This window comes from Burkholderia sp. NRF60-BP8 (assembly GCF_001522585.2).
GTDB lineage: Bacteria > Pseudomonadota > Gammaproteobacteria > Burkholderiales > Burkholderiaceae > Burkholderia.
The window spans coordinates 1,804,670-1,820,820 of the sequence record NZ_CP013373.1 but is presented as its reverse complement, the minus strand read 5'-3'; the positions used below and the strand labels follow the sequence as shown (position 1 = coordinate 1,820,820).

The window sequence follows — 16,151 nt, the reverse complement described above, 5'->3', positions numbered from 1 at the left end:
GCTTCATCGTTTGGCGGCGGCGCCGGGGCCGAACGGCGGGCGGGCGAGCCACACCACCGCGATCACGGCGAGATACACGCAACCGAGCGCGAACGACACGTCGTTGAACGAAATCTGGTACGCCTGCGCATCGACCAGGTTGCCGAGCAGCGCCGCCGCGCGTTGCGGATCGCCGCCGCCGAGCTGCGCGAGCTCGGCGCGAACGGACGGATCGAACTTGCTCACGTGTTCGCTGAGCTGCGCGTGATGCAGGATCGCGCGCCGGTCCCACAGGAACGACGTGATCGACACGGCGAAGCTCGCGCCGAGCGTACGCAGGAACGTCGACAGGCCGGAGCCCGCGGCGATTTCGTCCGGCTTCAGGTCGGACAGCAGGATGCTGTTGATCGGCATGATGAACAGCGCGAGGCCGAGGCCCTGCAGCAACTGGATCAGCGCGATGTGCGTGAAGTCGACGTCGGGCACGAAGCCCGCGCGCAGGAACGACGACGTACCGAGGATCGCGAACGCGCAGCACACGAGCACGCGCATGTTGAAGCGCGGCGCGTACTTGCCCATGAACGGCGTCATCAGCACGGGGATCACGCCCATCGGCGCGACGGCCAGCCCGGCCCAGAACGCCGTATAGCCGAGCGTGCGCTGCAGCCACTGCGGCACGATCACGTTGACCGCGAAGAACGCCGAGTACGCGAGCACGAGCGTCAGCGTGCCGGCCGCGAAGTTGCGATGCGCGAACAGCCGCAGGTTCACGATCGGGTTCGGCTCGTTGAGCTCCCAGATCAGGAACAGCAGGATCCCGAACGCGGCGACCACGGACATCACGACGATGAACGTCGAGTTGAACCAGTCGGCCTCGTTACCCTTGTCGAGCACGATCTGCAGCGCGCCGACGCCGACGACGAGCGCGGCGAGACCGACATAATCGACGCGCGCGGCGACCGTCGTCTCGACGCGCGCGCGCATCTGCGCGAACACGCACATCGCGGCGAATACGCCGATCGGAAGATTGATCAGGAACGCCCAGCGCCACGAGTAATGTTCCGTCACCCAGCCGCCGAACACGGGGCCGGCGATCGGCGCGACGACGGTGACCATCGCGATCATCGACAGCGCGAAGCCGCGCCGCTGCGGCGGGTAGATCGACAGCATCAGCGCCTGGGTGGTCGGGATCATCGGGCCGGCCACGAGGCCCTGCAGCGCGCGGAACGCGACGAGCTGCGGCAGGTTCTGCGCGAGGCCGCACAGCAGCGACGCGAACGTGAACGCCAGCGTCGCCCACACGAACAACCGCACTTGTCCGACGCGCTTGACGAGAAACCCGGTCAACGGCAAGGCGATCGCATTGCTGACCGAGAACGTCGTGACGACCCATGCGCTCTGCGTCGTGCTGACGCCGAAGTTGCCGGCGATCGTCGGCAGCGAGACGTTCGCGACGGTGCCGTCGAGCACCTGCATGAACACCGCGAGCGCGAGGCCGAACGTCGTCAGCGCGACGCTCGACGGACGAAAGCCGGCGTCCGCGGCCGGCATCGGGCCGCTCATCGCACACGCTCCGCACGCACCGCCGCCGGCAGGTTCGCATGCACGATGTCCGCGATCAGGCTGTCGGCGCGCGCGAGCTCGCCGCGGTACACGTCGGTCCGAAACACCGGCGAATCCTGCTCGCGACGCGACAGCATCGCGCCGCTACGGTCGTGCTGGTCGACGCGCGCATGCATCGACAGGCCGATGCGCAGCGGATGCGCGTCGAGTTGCGACGGATCCGTCAGTTCGATGCGCACCGGCAATCGCTGCACGATCTTGATCCAGTTGCCGGTCGCGTTCTGCGCGGGCAGCAGCGAGAACGCGCTGCCGGTGCCGACACCGAGGCTCTGCACGCGGCCCGTATACCGCACGGCGTCGCCGTACAGGTCGGCCGTCAGTTCGACCGGTTGCCCGATCCGCATGTGCTCGAGCTGTTTTTCGGTGAAGTTCGCGTCGACCCACAGCTCGCGCAGCGGTACGACCGCGAGCAGCGGCACGCCGGGCGACACGCGCTGCCCGACCTGCACCGTGCGCTTGGCGACGTAGCCGGTGACGGGCGCGACGATGTCGGTGCGCGCACGGGCAAGATAGGCGGCGCGCAACCGCGACGCCGCGGCTTGCACGTCGGGATGCGACGCGACCGCGGTGTCGTCGACGAGCGCCTTGCTCGTCTGGTGCTGTTCGCTCAAGGTCGCGAGCGCGCTTTGCGCGGCGGCGTACGCGCTTTGCGCGGACGTCAGCGTGTCGAGCGCATGGGCGAGCTCCTCGCGCGAGATCGCGCCGGAGCGGCCGAGATCCTCGCGGCGCCGGTAGTCGGCCCTTGCCTTGTCGAGCGCGGTGCGCCGCGCGTCCAGGTCGGCGCGTGCGCCGTCGATGCTGTTCGCGAGCCCGCGCTCGTTGCTGTACAGGCCGCGCACCTTGCGCACGGTGGCCGCGAGATCGGCCTGCGCGGCCGCGAGCGCGATCTGCGCGTCGCTCGCGTCGAGACGGACGAGCGGCGTGCCGGCACGGACGAGGTCGCCGTCGTCCGCGTCGATCGACACGACGGTGCCCGTCACCTGCGGCGTCAGATCGACGACGTTGCCTTGCGCGTACGCGTTGTCGGTGGACTCGTACCAGCGGCCGACGATTCCGTACCAGATACCCCACCCGGCGATGCCGACCGCGAACGCGGCGACGAGCGCACGTACGAGATGCTTGCGTCTGGCGGGCGGCGGCGTGGCCGGTGCGGCGCCGCCCGGCGCCGGTTGCGTGCGGGCGTCCGCCCCACCTGGCGCGCGTGGCGCACCGGTGTGGTCGGCCGACGGGTGCTGGCGGGCACTGGCGGGATCGGCGGCTGCGGGCCGCGCGGGAGTCTGCAGGGTGTTGTCGCTGCTCATGGTTCGATATCAAGGACGGTTGGAAGGCGTGGCGGCAAGCGCAACGTCGTCGGGCTCGGCGCGAAAGCCGCCGCCGAGGGCTGCAACGAGCTGCAGCGACTGGTCCGCGCGCTGGGCGCGCAACGCGGCGACCTCGCGGCTCGCGATCAAGAGCTGCTGGCGCACGACGAGCGCGTCGAGGTAACTGCCGACGCCGGCCCGGTAGCGCGCGTCCGCGAGCCGCCATGCGTCGGTGGCGGCATCGAACGCGCGCTGTTGCGCATCGGCCTGCACGGCGAGCGCATGCAACCGGTGCAGATCGTCGGCCACCTCGCCGATCGCGCCGATCAGCGTCTTGTTGTAGCTGGCGACCGCGACGTCGTATTGCGCGTCGCGCTTGCGCAGCACGCCGCGCCGTTCGCCGCCGTCGAAGATCGGCAGGCTCACGGCCGGGCTGACGTTGTAGGTGCGCGAGGCGGCCTGGAACAGCGATGCGCCGCCGCGCGTTGCAAAACCGATCAGCGCGGTGAGACTCACGTCGGGCAGGAAGTCCGCGCGGGCGGCCTCGACGTTGCGGCTCGCGACCTCCACCCGCCAGCGTGCGGCGACGAGATCGGCGCGCCGGCCGAGCAGCGCGGCCGGCAAGTCGGCCGGCACCGCGAGCGCGGCGGCGGGCAGCGGCGCAGGCCGCGCGAGCGCGAGGCCGCGATCGGGGCCTGCGCCGAGCAGGATCGCGAGCGCGATGCGCGCGCTGTCGACCGCCTGGGCCGCGCGTGCCTGTTCGCGCATCGCGGTCGCGACTTCGCTTTCCGCCTGGCGCTGCTGCGCGACGTTGTCGATGCCTTTCGTGACACGCTGCCGCGTCAGCGACAGCGCTTCGCCGGCGCGGTCGTATTCGGCCTGCGCGACGTCCTGCTGATCGAACGCATAGGCGAGATTCACGTAGGCCCGCGCGACGTTGACGGACAGCAGCACGCGCGCGGCCCGCGCATCGATCCGTGCGGCCCGCGCTTCGCCGAGCGCGGCTTCCCACGCCGCGCGGCGGCCGCCCCACAGATCGAGATCCCAGCTCAGGCCGAGATTGATCTCGCGCGTGTGGCTGAAGAAACCACCGCCCTCCCCCGCCGAGAATTGCGTGCCGGACGTTCGCTCGCCTTTCGCGCTTGCACGGCCGACGAGGTGCGGCAGCCGGGCGGCCTGCGCTTCGATCACGAGCGCCTGCGCCTCGCGCGCACGCGCATCGGCGGTCGCGAGATCGGGATTGCCGGCAAGCGCTTCGTCGATCAGCGCATTCAGTTGCGCATCGTTCAGCGCAACCCACCAGTCGGCGGCCGGCCAGTCGCCGGCCGGCGCATGCGCGAGGCTGCGCGATGCGGCGAGCGTATCGGCGCCGCGCAGCGTGCCGGCGGGCGCGAGCCCGTCGCGGCTCGCGCAGGCGCCTAGCAAGGCGAGCGCCACGGCGACGGCCATGCGCGACAAGGTGCGCAGCGTGACGGCATCGCGTGGCGAGGGAGCAAGTGCTGCATGCATCGCGTTCCTCTGCTTCGTTTGGGTTTGAACACGACTCGCATTGTTGGACGCTCGCGGGCAAAGCTGATAATGTTGTTTAGACAAAAAATAATGAATTCCGGCCATGCCCATCCGAGACGCTTCTCCCGCCCGCGCAGTGCAGCGCGCCAACGCCGATCCGAGCGAACGCGCGGACGGCCCGTCACTGATCGCCGTCTGGGGCGAGGACGACGGCAGCAACGCCTACCAGCTCGGCACGCGAGAGGTCGACTGGCACAGCCATCTGCGCGGCCAGGTGTTCTGCGTCGAAAGCGGGTTCGCGCACGTGCGCACGCCGCACGGTTCGTGGCTGCTGCCGCCGCATCGCGCGGGCTGGATTCCGCCGGGAGAGCAGCACAAGGTCAGCATCAGCGGTGCGTTGAGCGGCTGGAGCGTCGTGATCGCACCGGCCGCGAGCCGCCGGATGCCCGATCAGCCGTGCGTGATCGCGATCACCGAACTGATGCGCGCACTCGTGCGGCGCGCGGTGTCGTGGGCCGACCAGGATCGGCTCGACATCGAGCAGGCGCGCATGAGCGTCGTGCTGCTCGACGAGATGCGCCGCGCGCCGCACGAACCGCTGCACTTGCCGATGCCGCACGACCGGCGGTTGCTGCGGATCGCCAACGCGATCCTCGGGCAGCCGCACGATGGCCGCACGCTCGACGCGTGGGCCGAATGGGCCGGGCTGTCCGCCCGCACGCTGAGCCGGCTGTTCGTCGCGGAAACCGGCACGAGCTTCGCGCAGTGGCGGCAGCAGGCGCGGCTCACGCATGCGCTCGAACGTCTGGCGAACGGCGACAGCGTCGCCAACATCGCGGACGCGCTCGGCTATGCGACGCCGAGCAATTTCATCGCGATGTTCCGTCGCGCGTTCGGCGATTCGCCTGCCCATTACTTCGCGAAGCGCAAGCAGCCGTAATGCCGCACGGCCCCTATCACCCCTGCCAGTACTGCGCGCGCATCGACGTCGCTATAGTCGCCGTGCGACCGGCCGGTCGGTCGCCCAATGTGACCTGTGGAGGGTGTCGATGTCGAATGCCGTCGGATCGGACAACACGCCGATCGTCTCCGAGCAGCAGCTCGCCGATCATCTGGCCGCCGGCTGCAAGCCGGCCGCGCAGTTCCGGATCGGTACCGAGCACGAGAAGTTCGTCGTTTCCCGCGCGACGCACGCGGCTGCGCGATATGAAGGGCCGTCCGGCATCGCCGCGGTGCTGGCGCGGCTGCGCGGCGACGGGACGCCGATCGTCGATGCCGGGCAGACCGTCGGCGTGATTCAGCGCGACGGCGCCGCGATCTCGCTCGAGCCGGCCGGCCAGCTCGAACTGTCGGGTGCGCCGCTCGATACGCTGCACGACACGCATGCCGAACTGCATGCGCACCTCGCCGCGGCCCGTGCGGCATGCGATCCGCTCGGCCTGCGCTGCGTGCCGCTCGGCTTTCACCCTCACCTGTCGCGCGATGCGCTGCCGTGGATGCCGAAACAGCGCTACGCGATCATGCGGCGCTACATGCCGCGCGTCGGCACGCGCGGGCTCGACATGATGCAGCGCACCTGCACCGTGCAGGCCAACCTCGATTTCGCATCGGAAAGCGACATGGCGCGCAAGATGCGCGTCGCGCTCGCGTTGCAGCCGGTCGCGACCGCGCTGTTCGCGAATTCGCCGTTCCGCGACGGCCGCCCGTCGGGCCTGCTGTCGACGCGTGCGCACACGTGGCTCGATACCGACGAGGATCGCTGCGGCGTGCCCGCGCTGTTCCTGTCGCGCAGCTTCGGCTTCGAGCGCTACGTGAACTGGCTGCTCGACAACGTGCCGATGTATTTCGTGCGGCGCGGCGATCGTTATGCGGATGCGACCGGGCACACGTTCCGCGATTTCATGCGGCGGCGCATTCCGCATCTCGAAGGCGAGACGCCGACGCTGGGCGATTTCGCGGACCATCTGACGACGGTGTTCACCGAGGTACGGCTGAAGCGCTATCTCGAGATGCGCGGCGCCGATGCCGGCTCGCCCGGCATGATGGTCGCGCTGTCCGCGTTCTGGACCGGCCTGCTGTACGATCCGGCCGCGCTGTCGGACGCCGCGACGCTGGCTGCCGCGATCGACCGCGGCACCTTGCTTACGCTGCGTCGCGACGTGCCGCGTACCGGGCTCGATACGCCGGTCGACGGCCGGTCATTGCGCGCGATCGCGGCCGATGCGCTCGCGATCGCGCGTCGCGGCCTGCGCGCGCGGACGCGCATCGATGCGGCCGGCCGCGATGAATCGATGTATCTCGCGCCGCTCGACGAGATCGTCGCCGGCGCGCCGACCCAGGCCGAACACTGGCTGGCCCGCTATCGCGACGCGTGGGCCGGCGACGCGACGCGGATCCATGACGAAGCCGCCATCTGAGCGCGTCGCGCCGGGCCGTTCACGCGCAGCAGGCGAGCAGCGGCTCGTGAGCGAACTCGGCGCCGAGCGGCAGCGCGTGGCCGCGTCGCCGCGTACGGACGGCGTGCGCGAGCGTCTCGAACAGCTGTGCGGTATCGGCGAACGACAGGCACGCGTCCGTGATGCTCTGCCCATAGCGCAGCGGTACGCCGGGCACGAGATCCTGCCGCCCTTCGATCAGGTTCGACTCGATCAGCACGCCGACGATGCGCGTATCGCCGGCCGCCACCTGCGCGGCGACTTCCGCGCCGACCGCGAGCTGATTCCGGTACTGGCGGCGGCTGTTGCCGTGACTGACGTCGATCATCACGCGCGGTGCGAGGTGCGCGGCCGTCATGCGCTCGCACGCGGCATTCACGGCGGCCGCGTCGAAATTCGGCTCGCGGCCGCCGCGCAGCACGACGTGCGTATGCGGATTACCGGACGACGCGGCCGCGCATAGCCGGCCGCCCGCATCGATCGACAGGAAGCGGTGCGCGTGCGCGGCCGCGCGCATCGCATCGACGGCGATCTGGACATTGCCGTCGGTACCGTTCTTGAAGCCGATCGGGATCGGCAGCGACGACGCCAGCTCGCGATGCACCTGCGATTCCACGGTGCGCGCGCCGATCGCGCCCCACGCGACCAGATCGGCCAGGTAGCGCGGCGACAGCGGATCGAGCAACTCGGTCGCGGCCGGCATTTCCGCGCCGTTGATGTCGCACAGCAACGCGCGGGCCGTGTGCAGTCCGACGTCGATCCGGTCGCTGCCGTCCAGCAGCGGATCGTTGATCAACCCCTTCCAGCCGACCGTCGTGCGCGGTTTCTCGAAATACACCCGCATCACGATTTCCAGTTCGTCCGCAAAGCGCGCGCGTTGCAGCGCGAGCCGCGCCGCGTAGTCGCGTGCGGCGTCCGGATCGTGTATCGAGCACGGGCCGGCGATGACCACGAGCCGGTCGTCCGTGCCGTCGAGCACGTCGACGATCGCGCGGCGGGTCGTATGAACGGTGCGCGACGCGCGCCACGCCGGCGGCAGTGCGTCGGCCAGATCCGCGGGGGACGGCAAGCGCAGCACGGCGTCGCGGTTTGTCGTCCAGGCGTTTGCATGCATGGGGACTGCCCTCCTGTCGATAATTAACGAGATTTTTTACTACAGCGCGACTGTATTGAATGGTGCTTTCGGCGCGCAACTAACATAGTTATCAGTATCTAATTCATAACCTTATGAATGTGAAGAATAAGCGTCGGATTCGATAATCGGGGGTCCGGCAATTTGCTGCTATCGGGGCGTGGAATGGGGCGTTCATTCGGTTTTCATTTGAAAACGCGGATGCGATTGTTGCACGGCAATGCGCGCACGTACGGCATTTTTACCAAGCTTCGCTATTCGTTCTGATAGTGGCGGCCAGATAGTCGTTCGATTAATTTTCGGATGCCCGACAGGCCATTCGGGCTCGAAAATATAAATCAACCCAGTCATTGCGGAGAGTCATCATGTCGAAACGACATTACGAAACCCCCATTCACGTCAAGTATCGCGATACGGATTCGATGGGGCATGTGAGCAGTCCCGTCTATTACGACTATCTGCAGCATTCGTATCTCTGCTACATGTTCGACCTGCTCGGCCTGCCGCGCAGCGAGAAACTGCCGCACATCATGGTGAAGACACAGTGCGAATACCTCGCGCCCGCCCAGTTCGGCGACAACCTGACCGTTCGCTCGAGCATCGTGCGCTTCGGCAGCAAGAGCTTCGATCTCGAACACCTGATGGAGCGCGACGACCAGACCATCGTCGCGCGCGGCGTGTCGACGCACGTGATGTTCGATTACGCGAACAACACGACGCTGGCCGTGCCCGACGAATTCAAGACGCGCGTGCTCGAATTCCAGGGGTCGCTGTAATGGGGGCGCGCCTGCTCGGGAGCGGCACGTGAGCTGCACGGTGGCGCGCGCCCGGCGCCGGATCGGCGCGATCGTCGAGCGGCGGGACGATCGCGCGATCGTGATCGTCAGGCATGCGGCGCAGGCATTGCTCGAGCCGGCGACGCTCGAGCGGCACCGCGCGCTCGCATGCCGCCATGAGGACGAGCTGGAGGTGCTGCTGCAGCCGTGCGGTGGCGTGCACGACGGCGTGCGGCCGCTGCTCGGTCGGCTGCGGGACGCCGGCGTAGCCGTGGCGCTCGACGCGGCGACGGTGGCCCACGACGCGTCGCTGCTCGAATTCGCGAGCTGGGTCACACGGTGTACGACGCCCGACGGTTCGGCGGCGGCACCCGACGACACGGCCGTGCCCGGCGGTGCGCTGCTCTACGGGCTGGTCGTGCGGTGGCGCGATCTGCACGGCAGGTGGCGGCGGCCGGGGCGCGACGCGGAGCCTGAACGCACGCCGCGGACCATCGCGGCGGACGCGGCCGAGCACCTCGTGGCCGGCGATCCCGACGCGCCGGTGCTCGGCGCGCTGCTCGACGCCGATGACGCGTCGACCGGCGCGGCGCTCGACACGTTGTCGGACGCGGTGCGCGCGCGACGGATCTGTCTGGCGACGCGGGCGCGCTGGCCGCTCGCGCGACGGCTATGAGCGGCGTGGTCGCGCCGGCTGGCGGGCGCGCGTTCCTGGTCGGCATGATGGGTGCGGGCAAGTCGACGCTTGGCCGCGCGCTCGCGGCTTCGCTCGGCTGGGCGTTCGCCGACAGCGACGACGAGATCGAACGGCGCACGGGGCGCTCGGTCCCCGCGCTGTTCGATGTGGTCGGCGAAGGCGGCTTTCGGCTGCTCGAAACGCAGATCGTCGACGAGCTGACGCAGCGCACGAACGTGGTCGTCGCGACCGGCGGCGGCTCGGTCCTGAATCCGCGCACCCGCGCACGCCTGAGCGAACGCGGCAGCGTGATCTATCTGCATGCGGATCCCGATGTGCTGTGGCGGCGGACGCGCGACGACACGCGGCGGCGGCCGCTGCTGCAGTCGGGCGAGCCGCAGCAGACGCTCGCCGCGCTGTACCGGATGCGCGACCCGCTGTATCGCGAATGCGCGCATGCGCTGGTCGATACGGCCGCACATGATGTCGCGCGCGCGACGGCGGAAGTATTGACGTTGCTGTTTGCGCGGATGAAGGCGCCGGAGTGACGGTGCTTTCGCTTCCCTGCCCTTCGAATCGAGCGCGCGTTCGGTATCACGCGCGTTTTTGAAATGGTGAGTTCGGATTCTTTATCGTGCCGTTGTGATAAGAAAAGTTATCCGGATGGTTCTGTTGCGTGATCAAACGGCGTGTTCCGCGACAGAAGAATCGACGCGCCGCACGCCGCGAATCCGTACTCGTCGAACCACCCGGCAGGACGTCGGCGGGTCGCTCGCGATCGGGCCGGCAAGGCTGGAAGAGACGGTGCGCTGTAGAAAGCGAAATAATGACGAGGCGCCTGTTCGCTTTAGGCAAGCGTTGACCGGACGACTGCTCCGCTTTCCCGCGGCCTTTCCGGAATCGTTCGCCGTTCGTCGATGTCCGGCCATTGTCGCCGGATCGCCTAAAAGCCTTGTCCAGCAAGGCGCTACACGATCCAGATACATTGAAATACAAAATATCGCATGCGATTTAATCGAATGCGCTTGACGTAGGTGGTCATCAAGCGGAAACTGCGTCGCATGCGATCGAATCGCATCTGAGACAAACCAACCGACGGAGCAAATGATGAGCAAGATCGACAAAGTGCTGTACACGGGCAAGACGCATACGACTTCCGGCGGCCGCGACGGCGCCGCGCGCAGTTCCGATGGCCGCCTCGACATCCAGTTGTCGTCGCCGGGCAGCGCCGGCACCGGCACCAACCCGGAGCAGCTGTTCGCAGCCGGCTGGTCGGCCTGCTTCATCGGCGCGATGCAGCTTGCGGCGCGCGCCGCGAAGGTGACGCTGCCGGCCGATCTCGCGGTCGACGCCGAAGTGGATCTCGGCACGGCGGGCAACGCGTACTTCCTGCAGGCCCGGCTGAACGTGAGCGTGCCGGGGCTCGAGCGCGACGTCGCGCAACGCATCGTCGACGCCGCGCACCAGACCTGCCCGTATTCGAAAGCGACGCGCGGCAACATCGACGTCGACATCCGGATCGCCTGAACGTGGCATCGGGCGGCCGAGCGCCGCCCTCCCGAATTCCCGATTCCTTTTCCATCGAGGTGAAACATGAAAGTCCAACTGATCGCTGCCCTGTTCGTCGCTGTTTCGGCTGCCGTTGCCGCTCCGGCGTTTGCCAATGAAGCCACCGTGACGCGTGCGCAGGTGCGCGCCGAACTCGTGCAGCTTCAACGCGTCGGCTATCCGCTGAACCGCGCGACCGACGCCACCTACCCGAACGATCTGCAGGCCGCGCTGACGCAGATCCACGCCGACGATGCCGTCGCGGCCAACGCCGCCGCGTCCGGCTACGGCAGCGACGGCGACACCGCGACGCAATCCGGCCGCCGGCACGTCGCAAGCGTGGCCGAGCGCTCGGTGTACTTCGGTCACTGAGCACGCGCGGTACGTGAACCCTGATTCCCTTTATCCCTGATTCCATTTTGTCGAGGTGAACGATGAAAACCCGATTGATCGCTGCCCTTCTCGTCGCTGTTTCCGCTTCTGCCGCCGCACCGGCGTTTGCCGACGAGGCCGTCGTGTCCCGCGCGCAAGTCCGCGCCGAACTCGTCCAACTGGCACAGGCCGGTTATCGGCCTGGCCGCGCGAACGATCCGCACTATCCGGACGACCTGCAGGCCGCGTTGACGCGCATTCACGCCGACAACGCGGTGGCGGCCGATGCTGCGGCATCCGGTTACGGCAGCGATGCCGCCGCCGCGACGCAGTCGGGCAGCCGGCCGGCGACGCGACTCGCCGAACGCTCGATCTACTTCGGCCATTGAACGAACGCGCGAACGGCGCCGATGGCCGGCGTGCGATGCGCAAACCCTGAATTCCTGAATCCCTGTCGAGGTGAATGATGAAGACCCAACTGATTGCCGCCCTTCTCGTTGCCGTGTCGGCTTCTGTCGCCGCACCGGTTTTTGCCGGCGAAAGCACCGTCACGCGTGCGCAGGTGCGTGCGGAACTGGCCGCGTTGCAGCAAGCCGGCTACCAGCCGAATCGCCCGAACGATCCGAACTACCCGGACAATATCCAGGCCGCGCTGAGCCGGATTCGCGATCACGATGCCGTCGCGGCCGATACGCAGGCAGCCGGTTACGGCAGCGATGCCGGCGGTGCCACGCAGTCCGGCAGCCGCAACACGGTGCGTACCGCCGAGCGGTCTATCTATTTCGGCCATTGAGCGCGGTACGGCGAATTCGGCCGCCGAAGCCCATCATATAAAGCGCATGCGATGTAATCGCGTGCGCTTTTTTATTTGTATCGTCCCGAACTGCATCGTCGCCGCTACCTGTTCGCCGGATCCGGGATTATTCTGTGCGGCACCCCATCTTCCACCCAGGAGCCGCCGATGCCGGACGCCATGATCGGAAACGCGACAGGCGATGCGCACGTGCTCGACCGGGTCGTCTGGAATGCGCTCGCGGGCAGGCAGCGCCGTTTCGCGTTCGGCGAGGGCCGCGCGCTGCGGTTCCCGGCGGCCATCGCGCCGTTTGCCGCGATCGACGACACGAGCCCGGCGTCGTTCGATGCGCTGCGCGAACTGATCGCCGCACACGGGCCGGCGGCGCTCGTCACGCCGGACGAGATCGAGCCGCCGGCAGGCTTGTCGGTGATCCGGCGCGCGACGTTGCTTCAAATGACCTGGCAACGGACGTTCGATCCGACGCACGACGCGGAATCTGTCCCGCTCGGCGAAGCCGACGTGCCGGACATGCTCGCGCTGACCGCCGCCGCGCAGCCGGGCCCGTTCGGGCCGCGCACGTGCGAGCTTGGCCACTACATCGGCGTGCGCCGCGAAGGCCGGCTGGCCGCGATGGCGGGCCAGCGGATGCAGGTCGACGGATATACCGAGATCAGCGCCGTCTGCGTGGATGCTGCGTTTCGGCGGCAAGGGCTGGCCGCGCGGCTGATTCGGTCGTTGATCGCGACGATCGGTGCGCGTGCGGAAACGCCTTTCCTGCACGTCCTCACGACGAACCAGGTGGCGATCGAACGCTATCTCGCGCTCGGTTTCGCCGTCCGTCGCGAGATGCGCCTGCTGGTGCTGGGCGACGCACGCGCGTGACAATGCGGCCGGCGCGATTCTCGCGTCGGCCGCTTGCCGTGTCCGGATGGCTTTATGCTTCGGTCGACCGGATCAGGTTGCCGCGCAGCGTGACGATCGCCTTCTGCACCTTGGCGAACTCGTCCGGCTTCAGGCCGGTGGCTTCGACCAGGTTCATGTCGAGCCCCTTCTCGCGCACGCGGCGACCGCTTTTCGTCAGGCTGACGAGCACCTGGCGCTCATCGGACGGATCGCGATGCCGCTCCAGATAGCCCATCGCCTCGAGCTTCTTCAGGATCGGCGTCAGCGTGTTGGATTCGAGGAACAGCTTCTCGCCGAGCTGGCCGACGGTCTGGTTGTCCTGCTCCCACAGCGCAATGATCGTGATGTACTGCGTATACGTGAGGCCGAGCTCGTCGAGGATCGGCTTGTATGCCTTGCCGAACGCGAGGTTCGCCGAGTAGATCGCAAAGCACAGGAACTCGGACAGCTTCGGCGCGGCGGGCGACGGGGTTTCGGTCGGTTTCATGGACTTCCTCCAGCGACACGAAGGGTCGCAGACGATCGCATTATATATCGCATGCGATCTTATCGGAAGCATGATAATCGGTGTCGATCGACCGACGCGCATCGTGCTCGCTCAGCCCGGCTTGCGGCGCTTGCCAGTTGGCTGACGGCTGACCGACAACAACGTGCACTGCACCGGATGCGCGATTTCGGTCGCGAGCCCGCCCGCGGCAAACAGCAGGATCATCAGCCAGCGTTTCATGCGTCCTCCACGACCGAGAGGCTCGCACCATCGGCGACCGTCGCGTCGAGCGCATACGGATCGACGCCGTCGAGGCAGCCGAGATTGACGCGCCAGCATGCCGGATCCTTGCGGGTCTGATGGAACGGATAGACGCCGCACCGGCTGCAGAAATAGTGGCGCGCGGTGTGCGTGTTGAAGCGATAGCACGTCAGCACGCCCTCGCCTTCGACGATCGTCAGGTTGGCGGCGGCGAACATCGGGCTCATCAGCGCGCCGCGCCGGCGGCACAGGCTGCAGTTGCAGCGCACGGCCGGCGCAATGGCCGTCGTGACTTCGAATTTGACGGCCCCGCAATGGCAGGACCCTTTGAACCAGGTGGCAGACATGGTGGGCTCCGAAACGGTCATGCCTGCTTTATAGCGAACCCGCGCGCGGGCGTTGTATCGCACTGTATCGACGGTCGGCGCAGATACAGGACATTGCAAATCCGCGGCGCGCGCGCTCGAACGCACGGTTCGTCGGCGACGTGTCGCCCCGCGCATTGCGGCGCAGCATTCCGCCCTCGGCTGCAACCGGCGTCATGGTTTTCCCGGTCCGCCGGATGGCGCGGGCGCTCATCGTCGTCGATACGCGCCCGCGCGCCACGCAGGCTGCAGCGGCCTGTCGCGCGAAGTCGGGCTGCCGCGCCCACCCTACCCTTTCTGCTCGGGAAAGGACGCTTGAAACATCCGCAATTATCACGCGCGGCCGATTTGCCCACCATGTGTCGGACGATCGGCACGGCCCGCATGGCCGGCGCTTGCACGAGCCCGGCGATGCCTGCCGCCGCGTCGCGCGGCCGACGCGTTACGCCGGTGGCGAACGGCTCGGCCCCGCACCACCGCATATCGATAATCAGGAGACACGATGAACAGCCAATCCCTCGACCTCGGCGGCCATGCGGGCGGACCCGAATCCGCCCGGCCGCCGGCCGCTTCAGCCGGCGCAGGCGTCGGCGTCGACGCGGCGGCCCTCCCCGGCCGTCGCGTCACGCTCGGCGATTTCATGGACGATCTGCCGGTCGGTGGGTTGCATCGGTTCGTCGTCTGGGTGATCGGCATCGGGTTGTTCTTCGACATGTACGAGATCTTTCTCGTCAGTACGATCGGCTCCGCGTTGCAGCACGAATACGGGCTGAGCCGGCAAAGCGCCGATTTCAAGCTGTTGCTGGCGTCCGCGTTCATCGGCATGTTCGTCGGGGCGATGTGCCTCGGCAGCCTGGCCGACCGTATCGGCCGGCGCAAGGCATTCCTGCTCACGCTCGGGTGGTACAGCGCGTTCTCGCTGGTCGGCGCGTTTTCGGTGAACGCCGACATGCTCGTCGCGTGCCGGTTCCTGACCGGCATCGGCGTCGGCGCGATCTATCCGGTCGCCGACAGCTACCTGTCCGAAATCCTGCCGAAGGACAAGCGCGGGCGGCTCGCCGCGTGGGCCTATACGACTTCGTACGTCGCGGTGCCGCTCGTCGGCTTTCTCGCGCTGTGGCTGAACCCGCTGCAGGTGGCGGGCGTCGCCGGCTGGCGCATCATCCTCGCGATCGGCAGCGTCGGCGCCGTGTACGTCCTGCTCGTCCGGCACCGGCTGCCGGAAAGCCCGCGCTGGCTGCTCGCGCAAGGCCGCACGGCCGACGCGCACGCGGCGCTGCGGCGCTTCGCGGAAAGCGCCGGCGTGCACGTGCCCGAACATTTCGCGGAACCGGTCGAGCCGCAGCGGCCGCTCGGGCTCGGCGAGCGCATCGCGCTGCTGCGCCGCCGACCGTATGGCGCGCGCTACCTGATGCTGGCGATCTTTCACCTGTTCCAGGGTTTCGGTTATTACGGGTTCGGCACGCTGGCCGGCACGGTCGTGAAGAGCCGCGGTTTCGACGTGACGGACAGCACGCTGTTCATCGCGTTGTCGTTCGTCGGTTATCCAGTCGGGTCGCTGCTGTCGATTCCGCTGCTCAACTGGATCGAGCGCCGCACGCTCGTGATCGTGTCGATCCTGTCGATCGCGGCGTTCGGGCTGTGCTTCGCGTATTCGGGCAATACCGTGCTGATCGTCGTCTTCGGATTCCTGACGACGTGCGCGTCGAACGTGTTCAGTAACGCGTATCACGTGTACCAGGCCGAGATCTTCCCCGCGCGCGTGCGCTCGACGGCGATCGGCAGCACGTATGCGCTGTCGCGCATCGTCAGCGGCGCGCTGCCGTTCGTGTTGCTGCCGGTGCTCGGCAGTTACGGCGCGGGCGCGATGTTCGGCGTGATTTCGGCCGCGCTCGGCATCGTCGCCGTCACGCTGCGCGTGCTCGGGCCGGTGACCACGCGGCGCAGCCAGGACGACATCAATCCGGTGTAACGCCGCGACCGGCGCG

18 protein-coding genes are annotated in these 16,151 nt (G+C 68.0%); 11 read left to right on the top strand and 7 right to left on the bottom strand.

Annotation, left to right across the window (positions count from 1 at the left end; translation table 11 throughout):
• Positions 1 to 3: 3 nt before the first annotated feature.
• The 3 genes from WS54_RS21815 to WS54_RS21805 are packed head-to-tail and all read right to left on the bottom strand — an operon-like array spanning position 4 to position 4,412.
• On the bottom strand, positions 4 to 1,542 hold the full coding sequence (locus WS54_RS21815) for a DHA2 family efflux MFS transporter permease subunit (RefSeq protein WP_059785818.1): 1,539 nt from the start codon (positions 1,540 to 1,542) through the stop codon (positions 4 to 6).
• Complete coding sequence (locus WS54_RS21810) at positions 1,539 to 2,903, bottom strand: efflux RND transporter periplasmic adaptor subunit (RefSeq protein WP_059785815.1); 1,365 nt, start codon at positions 2,901 to 2,903, stop codon at positions 1,539 to 1,541. Before WS54_RS21810 ends, WS54_RS21815 begins: the two co-directional genes overlap by 4 nt.
• A gap of 9 nt (positions 2,904 to 2,912) precedes the next feature.
• Positions 2,913 to 4,412: an efflux transporter outer membrane subunit gene (locus WS54_RS21805; RefSeq protein ID WP_059785812.1), complete on the bottom strand. Its 1,500-nt coding sequence runs from the start codon at positions 4,410 to 4,412 to the stop codon at positions 2,913 to 2,915.
• A gap of 103 nt (positions 4,413 to 4,515) precedes the next feature.
• Between WS54_RS21805 and WS54_RS21800 the strand changes: the two genes are divergently transcribed.
• Positions 4,516 to 5,352 carry an AraC family transcriptional regulator gene (locus tag WS54_RS21800; protein WP_034207342.1) on the top strand — a complete coding sequence of 279 codons (837 nt, stop codon included), beginning with the start codon at positions 4,516 to 4,518 and terminating at the stop codon, positions 5,350 to 5,352.
• Between the two features lie 109 nt (positions 5,353 to 5,461).
• Positions 5,462 to 6,829: a glutamate--cysteine ligase gene (locus WS54_RS21795; RefSeq protein WP_059785810.1), complete on the top strand. Its 1,368-nt coding sequence runs from the start codon at positions 5,462 to 5,464 to the stop codon at positions 6,827 to 6,829.
• A 19-nt stretch (positions 6,830 to 6,848) separates the two neighbouring features.
• Here the strand turns inward: WS54_RS21795 and WS54_RS21790 are convergent, their stop codons facing one another.
• The gene (locus WS54_RS21790; RefSeq protein WP_059785808.1) at positions 6,849 to 7,961 is read right to left on the bottom strand and encodes a 3-deoxy-7-phosphoheptulonate synthase; all 1,113 of its coding nucleotides are present in this window, start codon (positions 7,959 to 7,961) and stop codon (positions 6,849 to 6,851) included.
• Positions 7,962 to 8,344: 383 nt separating this feature from the next.
• Between WS54_RS21790 and WS54_RS21785 the strand changes: the two genes are divergently transcribed.
• The 8 genes from WS54_RS21785 (at position 8,345) to WS54_RS21750 (ending at position 13,029) form a co-directional block, all read left to right on the top strand.
• Positions 8,345 to 8,755 (top strand): acyl-CoA thioesterase, encoded by a 411-nt coding sequence (locus WS54_RS21785; protein ID WP_034207340.1) that lies wholly within the window; start codon positions 8,345 to 8,347, stop codon positions 8,753 to 8,755.
• Positions 8,756 to 8,783: 28 nt separating this feature from the next.
• Positions 8,784 to 9,431, top strand: coding sequence for a hypothetical protein (locus WS54_RS21780; protein ID WP_059785806.1), 648 nt, complete (start codon positions 8,784 to 8,786; stop codon positions 9,429 to 9,431).
• On the top strand, positions 9,428 to 9,979 hold the full coding sequence (locus tag WS54_RS21775) for a shikimate kinase (RefSeq protein WP_059785804.1): 552 nt from the start codon (positions 9,428 to 9,430) through the stop codon (positions 9,977 to 9,979). Before WS54_RS21780 ends, WS54_RS21775 begins: the two co-directional genes overlap by 4 nt.
• Positions 9,980 to 10,538: 559 nt before the next feature.
• On the top strand, positions 10,539 to 10,958 hold the full coding sequence (locus WS54_RS21770; RefSeq protein ID WP_034201940.1) for an organic hydroperoxide resistance protein: 420 nt from the start codon (positions 10,539 to 10,541) through the stop codon (positions 10,956 to 10,958).
• 66 nt (positions 10,959 to 11,024) lie between these two features.
• Entirely contained in the window at positions 11,025 to 11,351 is a 327-nt protein-coding gene (locus WS54_RS21765; protein WP_059785800.1) for a DUF4148 domain-containing protein, read from the top strand.
• Positions 11,352 to 11,413: 62 nt separating this feature from the next.
• Positions 11,414 to 11,740, top strand: a complete 327-nt coding sequence (locus WS54_RS21760; protein WP_059785797.1) for a DUF4148 domain-containing protein — start codon at positions 11,414 to 11,416, stop codon at positions 11,738 to 11,740.
• 74 nt (positions 11,741 to 11,814) lie between these two features.
• A complete protein-coding gene (locus tag WS54_RS21755; RefSeq protein WP_059785794.1) occupies positions 11,815 to 12,144 on the top strand; it encodes a DUF4148 domain-containing protein in 330 nt (109 codons plus the stop codon).
• Between the two features lie 168 nt (positions 12,145 to 12,312).
• Positions 12,313 to 13,029 (top strand): GNAT family N-acetyltransferase, encoded by a 717-nt coding sequence (locus WS54_RS21750; RefSeq protein WP_059785791.1) that lies wholly within the window; start codon positions 12,313 to 12,315, stop codon positions 13,027 to 13,029.
• A gap of 52 nt (positions 13,030 to 13,081) precedes the next feature.
• Here the strand turns inward: WS54_RS21750 and WS54_RS21745 are convergent, their stop codons facing one another.
• From WS54_RS21745 to WS54_RS21740, 3 genes are all read right to left on the bottom strand, one after another.
• Positions 13,082 to 13,537, bottom strand: a complete 456-nt coding sequence (locus WS54_RS21745; RefSeq protein WP_006482257.1) for a MarR family winged helix-turn-helix transcriptional regulator — start codon at positions 13,535 to 13,537, stop codon at positions 13,082 to 13,084.
• A gap of 111 nt (positions 13,538 to 13,648) precedes the next feature.
• Positions 13,649 to 13,777: a hypothetical protein gene (locus WS54_RS34385; protein ID WP_257127842.1), complete on the bottom strand. Its 129-nt coding sequence runs from the start codon at positions 13,775 to 13,777 to the stop codon at positions 13,649 to 13,651.
• Positions 13,774 to 14,145: a GFA family protein gene (locus WS54_RS21740; protein WP_034207334.1), complete on the bottom strand. Its 372-nt coding sequence runs from the start codon at positions 14,143 to 14,145 to the stop codon at positions 13,774 to 13,776. The genes WS54_RS34385 and WS54_RS21740 overlap by 4 nt, the downstream gene beginning before the upstream one ends.
• Before the next feature lie 520 nt (positions 14,146 to 14,665).
• Between WS54_RS21740 and WS54_RS21735 the strand changes: the two genes are divergently transcribed.
• On the top strand, positions 14,666 to 16,135 hold the full coding sequence (locus WS54_RS21735) for an MFS transporter (RefSeq protein ID WP_059785786.1): 1,470 nt from the start codon (positions 14,666 to 14,668) through the stop codon (positions 16,133 to 16,135).
• Positions 16,136 to 16,151 lie beyond the last annotated feature (16 nt).

Coding starts and splice junctions, on each gene's coding strand:
- WS54_RS21765 (WP_059785800.1), top strand. CDS start 11,025: ATGAAAGTCCAACTGATCGCTGCCCTGTTCGTCGCTGTTTCGGCTGCC.
- WS54_RS34385 (WP_257127842.1), bottom strand. CDS start 13,777: ATGAAACGCTGGCTGATGATCCTGCTGTTTGCCGCGGGCGGGCTCGCG.
- WS54_RS21745 (WP_006482257.1), bottom strand. CDS start 13,537: ATGAAACCGACCGAAACCCCGTCGCCCGCCGCGCCGAAGCTGTCCGAG.
- WS54_RS21800 (WP_034207342.1), top strand. CDS start 4,516: ATGCCCATCCGAGACGCTTCTCCCGCCCGCGCAGTGCAGCGCGCCAAC.
- WS54_RS21770 (WP_034201940.1), top strand. CDS start 10,539: ATGAGCAAGATCGACAAAGTGCTGTACACGGGCAAGACGCATACGACT.
- WS54_RS21740 (WP_034207334.1), bottom strand. CDS start 14,145: ATGTCTGCCACCTGGTTCAAAGGGTCCTGCCATTGCGGGGCCGTCAAA.
- WS54_RS21795 (WP_059785810.1), top strand. CDS start 5,462: ATGTCGAATGCCGTCGGATCGGACAACACGCCGATCGTCTCCGAGCAG.
- WS54_RS21750 (WP_059785791.1), top strand. CDS start 12,313: ATGCCGGACGCCATGATCGGAAACGCGACAGGCGATGCGCACGTGCTC.
- WS54_RS21790 (WP_059785808.1), bottom strand. CDS start 7,961: ATGCATGCAAACGCCTGGACGACAAACCGCGACGCCGTGCTGCGCTTG.
- WS54_RS21815 (WP_059785818.1), bottom strand. CDS start 1,542: ATGAGCGGCCCGATGCCGGCCGCGGACGCCGGCTTTCGTCCGTCGAGC.
- WS54_RS21735 (WP_059785786.1), top strand. CDS start 14,666: ATGAACAGCCAATCCCTCGACCTCGGCGGCCATGCGGGCGGACCCGAA.
- WS54_RS21810 (WP_059785815.1), bottom strand. CDS start 2,903: ATGAGCAGCGACAACACCCTGCAGACTCCCGCGCGGCCCGCAGCCGCC.
- WS54_RS21760 (WP_059785797.1), top strand. CDS start 11,414: ATGAAAACCCGATTGATCGCTGCCCTTCTCGTCGCTGTTTCCGCTTCT.
- WS54_RS21755 (WP_059785794.1), top strand. CDS start 11,815: ATGATGAAGACCCAACTGATTGCCGCCCTTCTCGTTGCCGTGTCGGCT.
- WS54_RS21785 (WP_034207340.1), top strand. CDS start 8,345: ATGTCGAAACGACATTACGAAACCCCCATTCACGTCAAGTATCGCGAT.
- WS54_RS21805 (WP_059785812.1), bottom strand. CDS start 4,412: ATGCATGCAGCACTTGCTCCCTCGCCACGCGATGCCGTCACGCTGCGC.
- WS54_RS21775 (WP_059785804.1), top strand. CDS start 9,428: ATGAGCGGCGTGGTCGCGCCGGCTGGCGGGCGCGCGTTCCTGGTCGGC.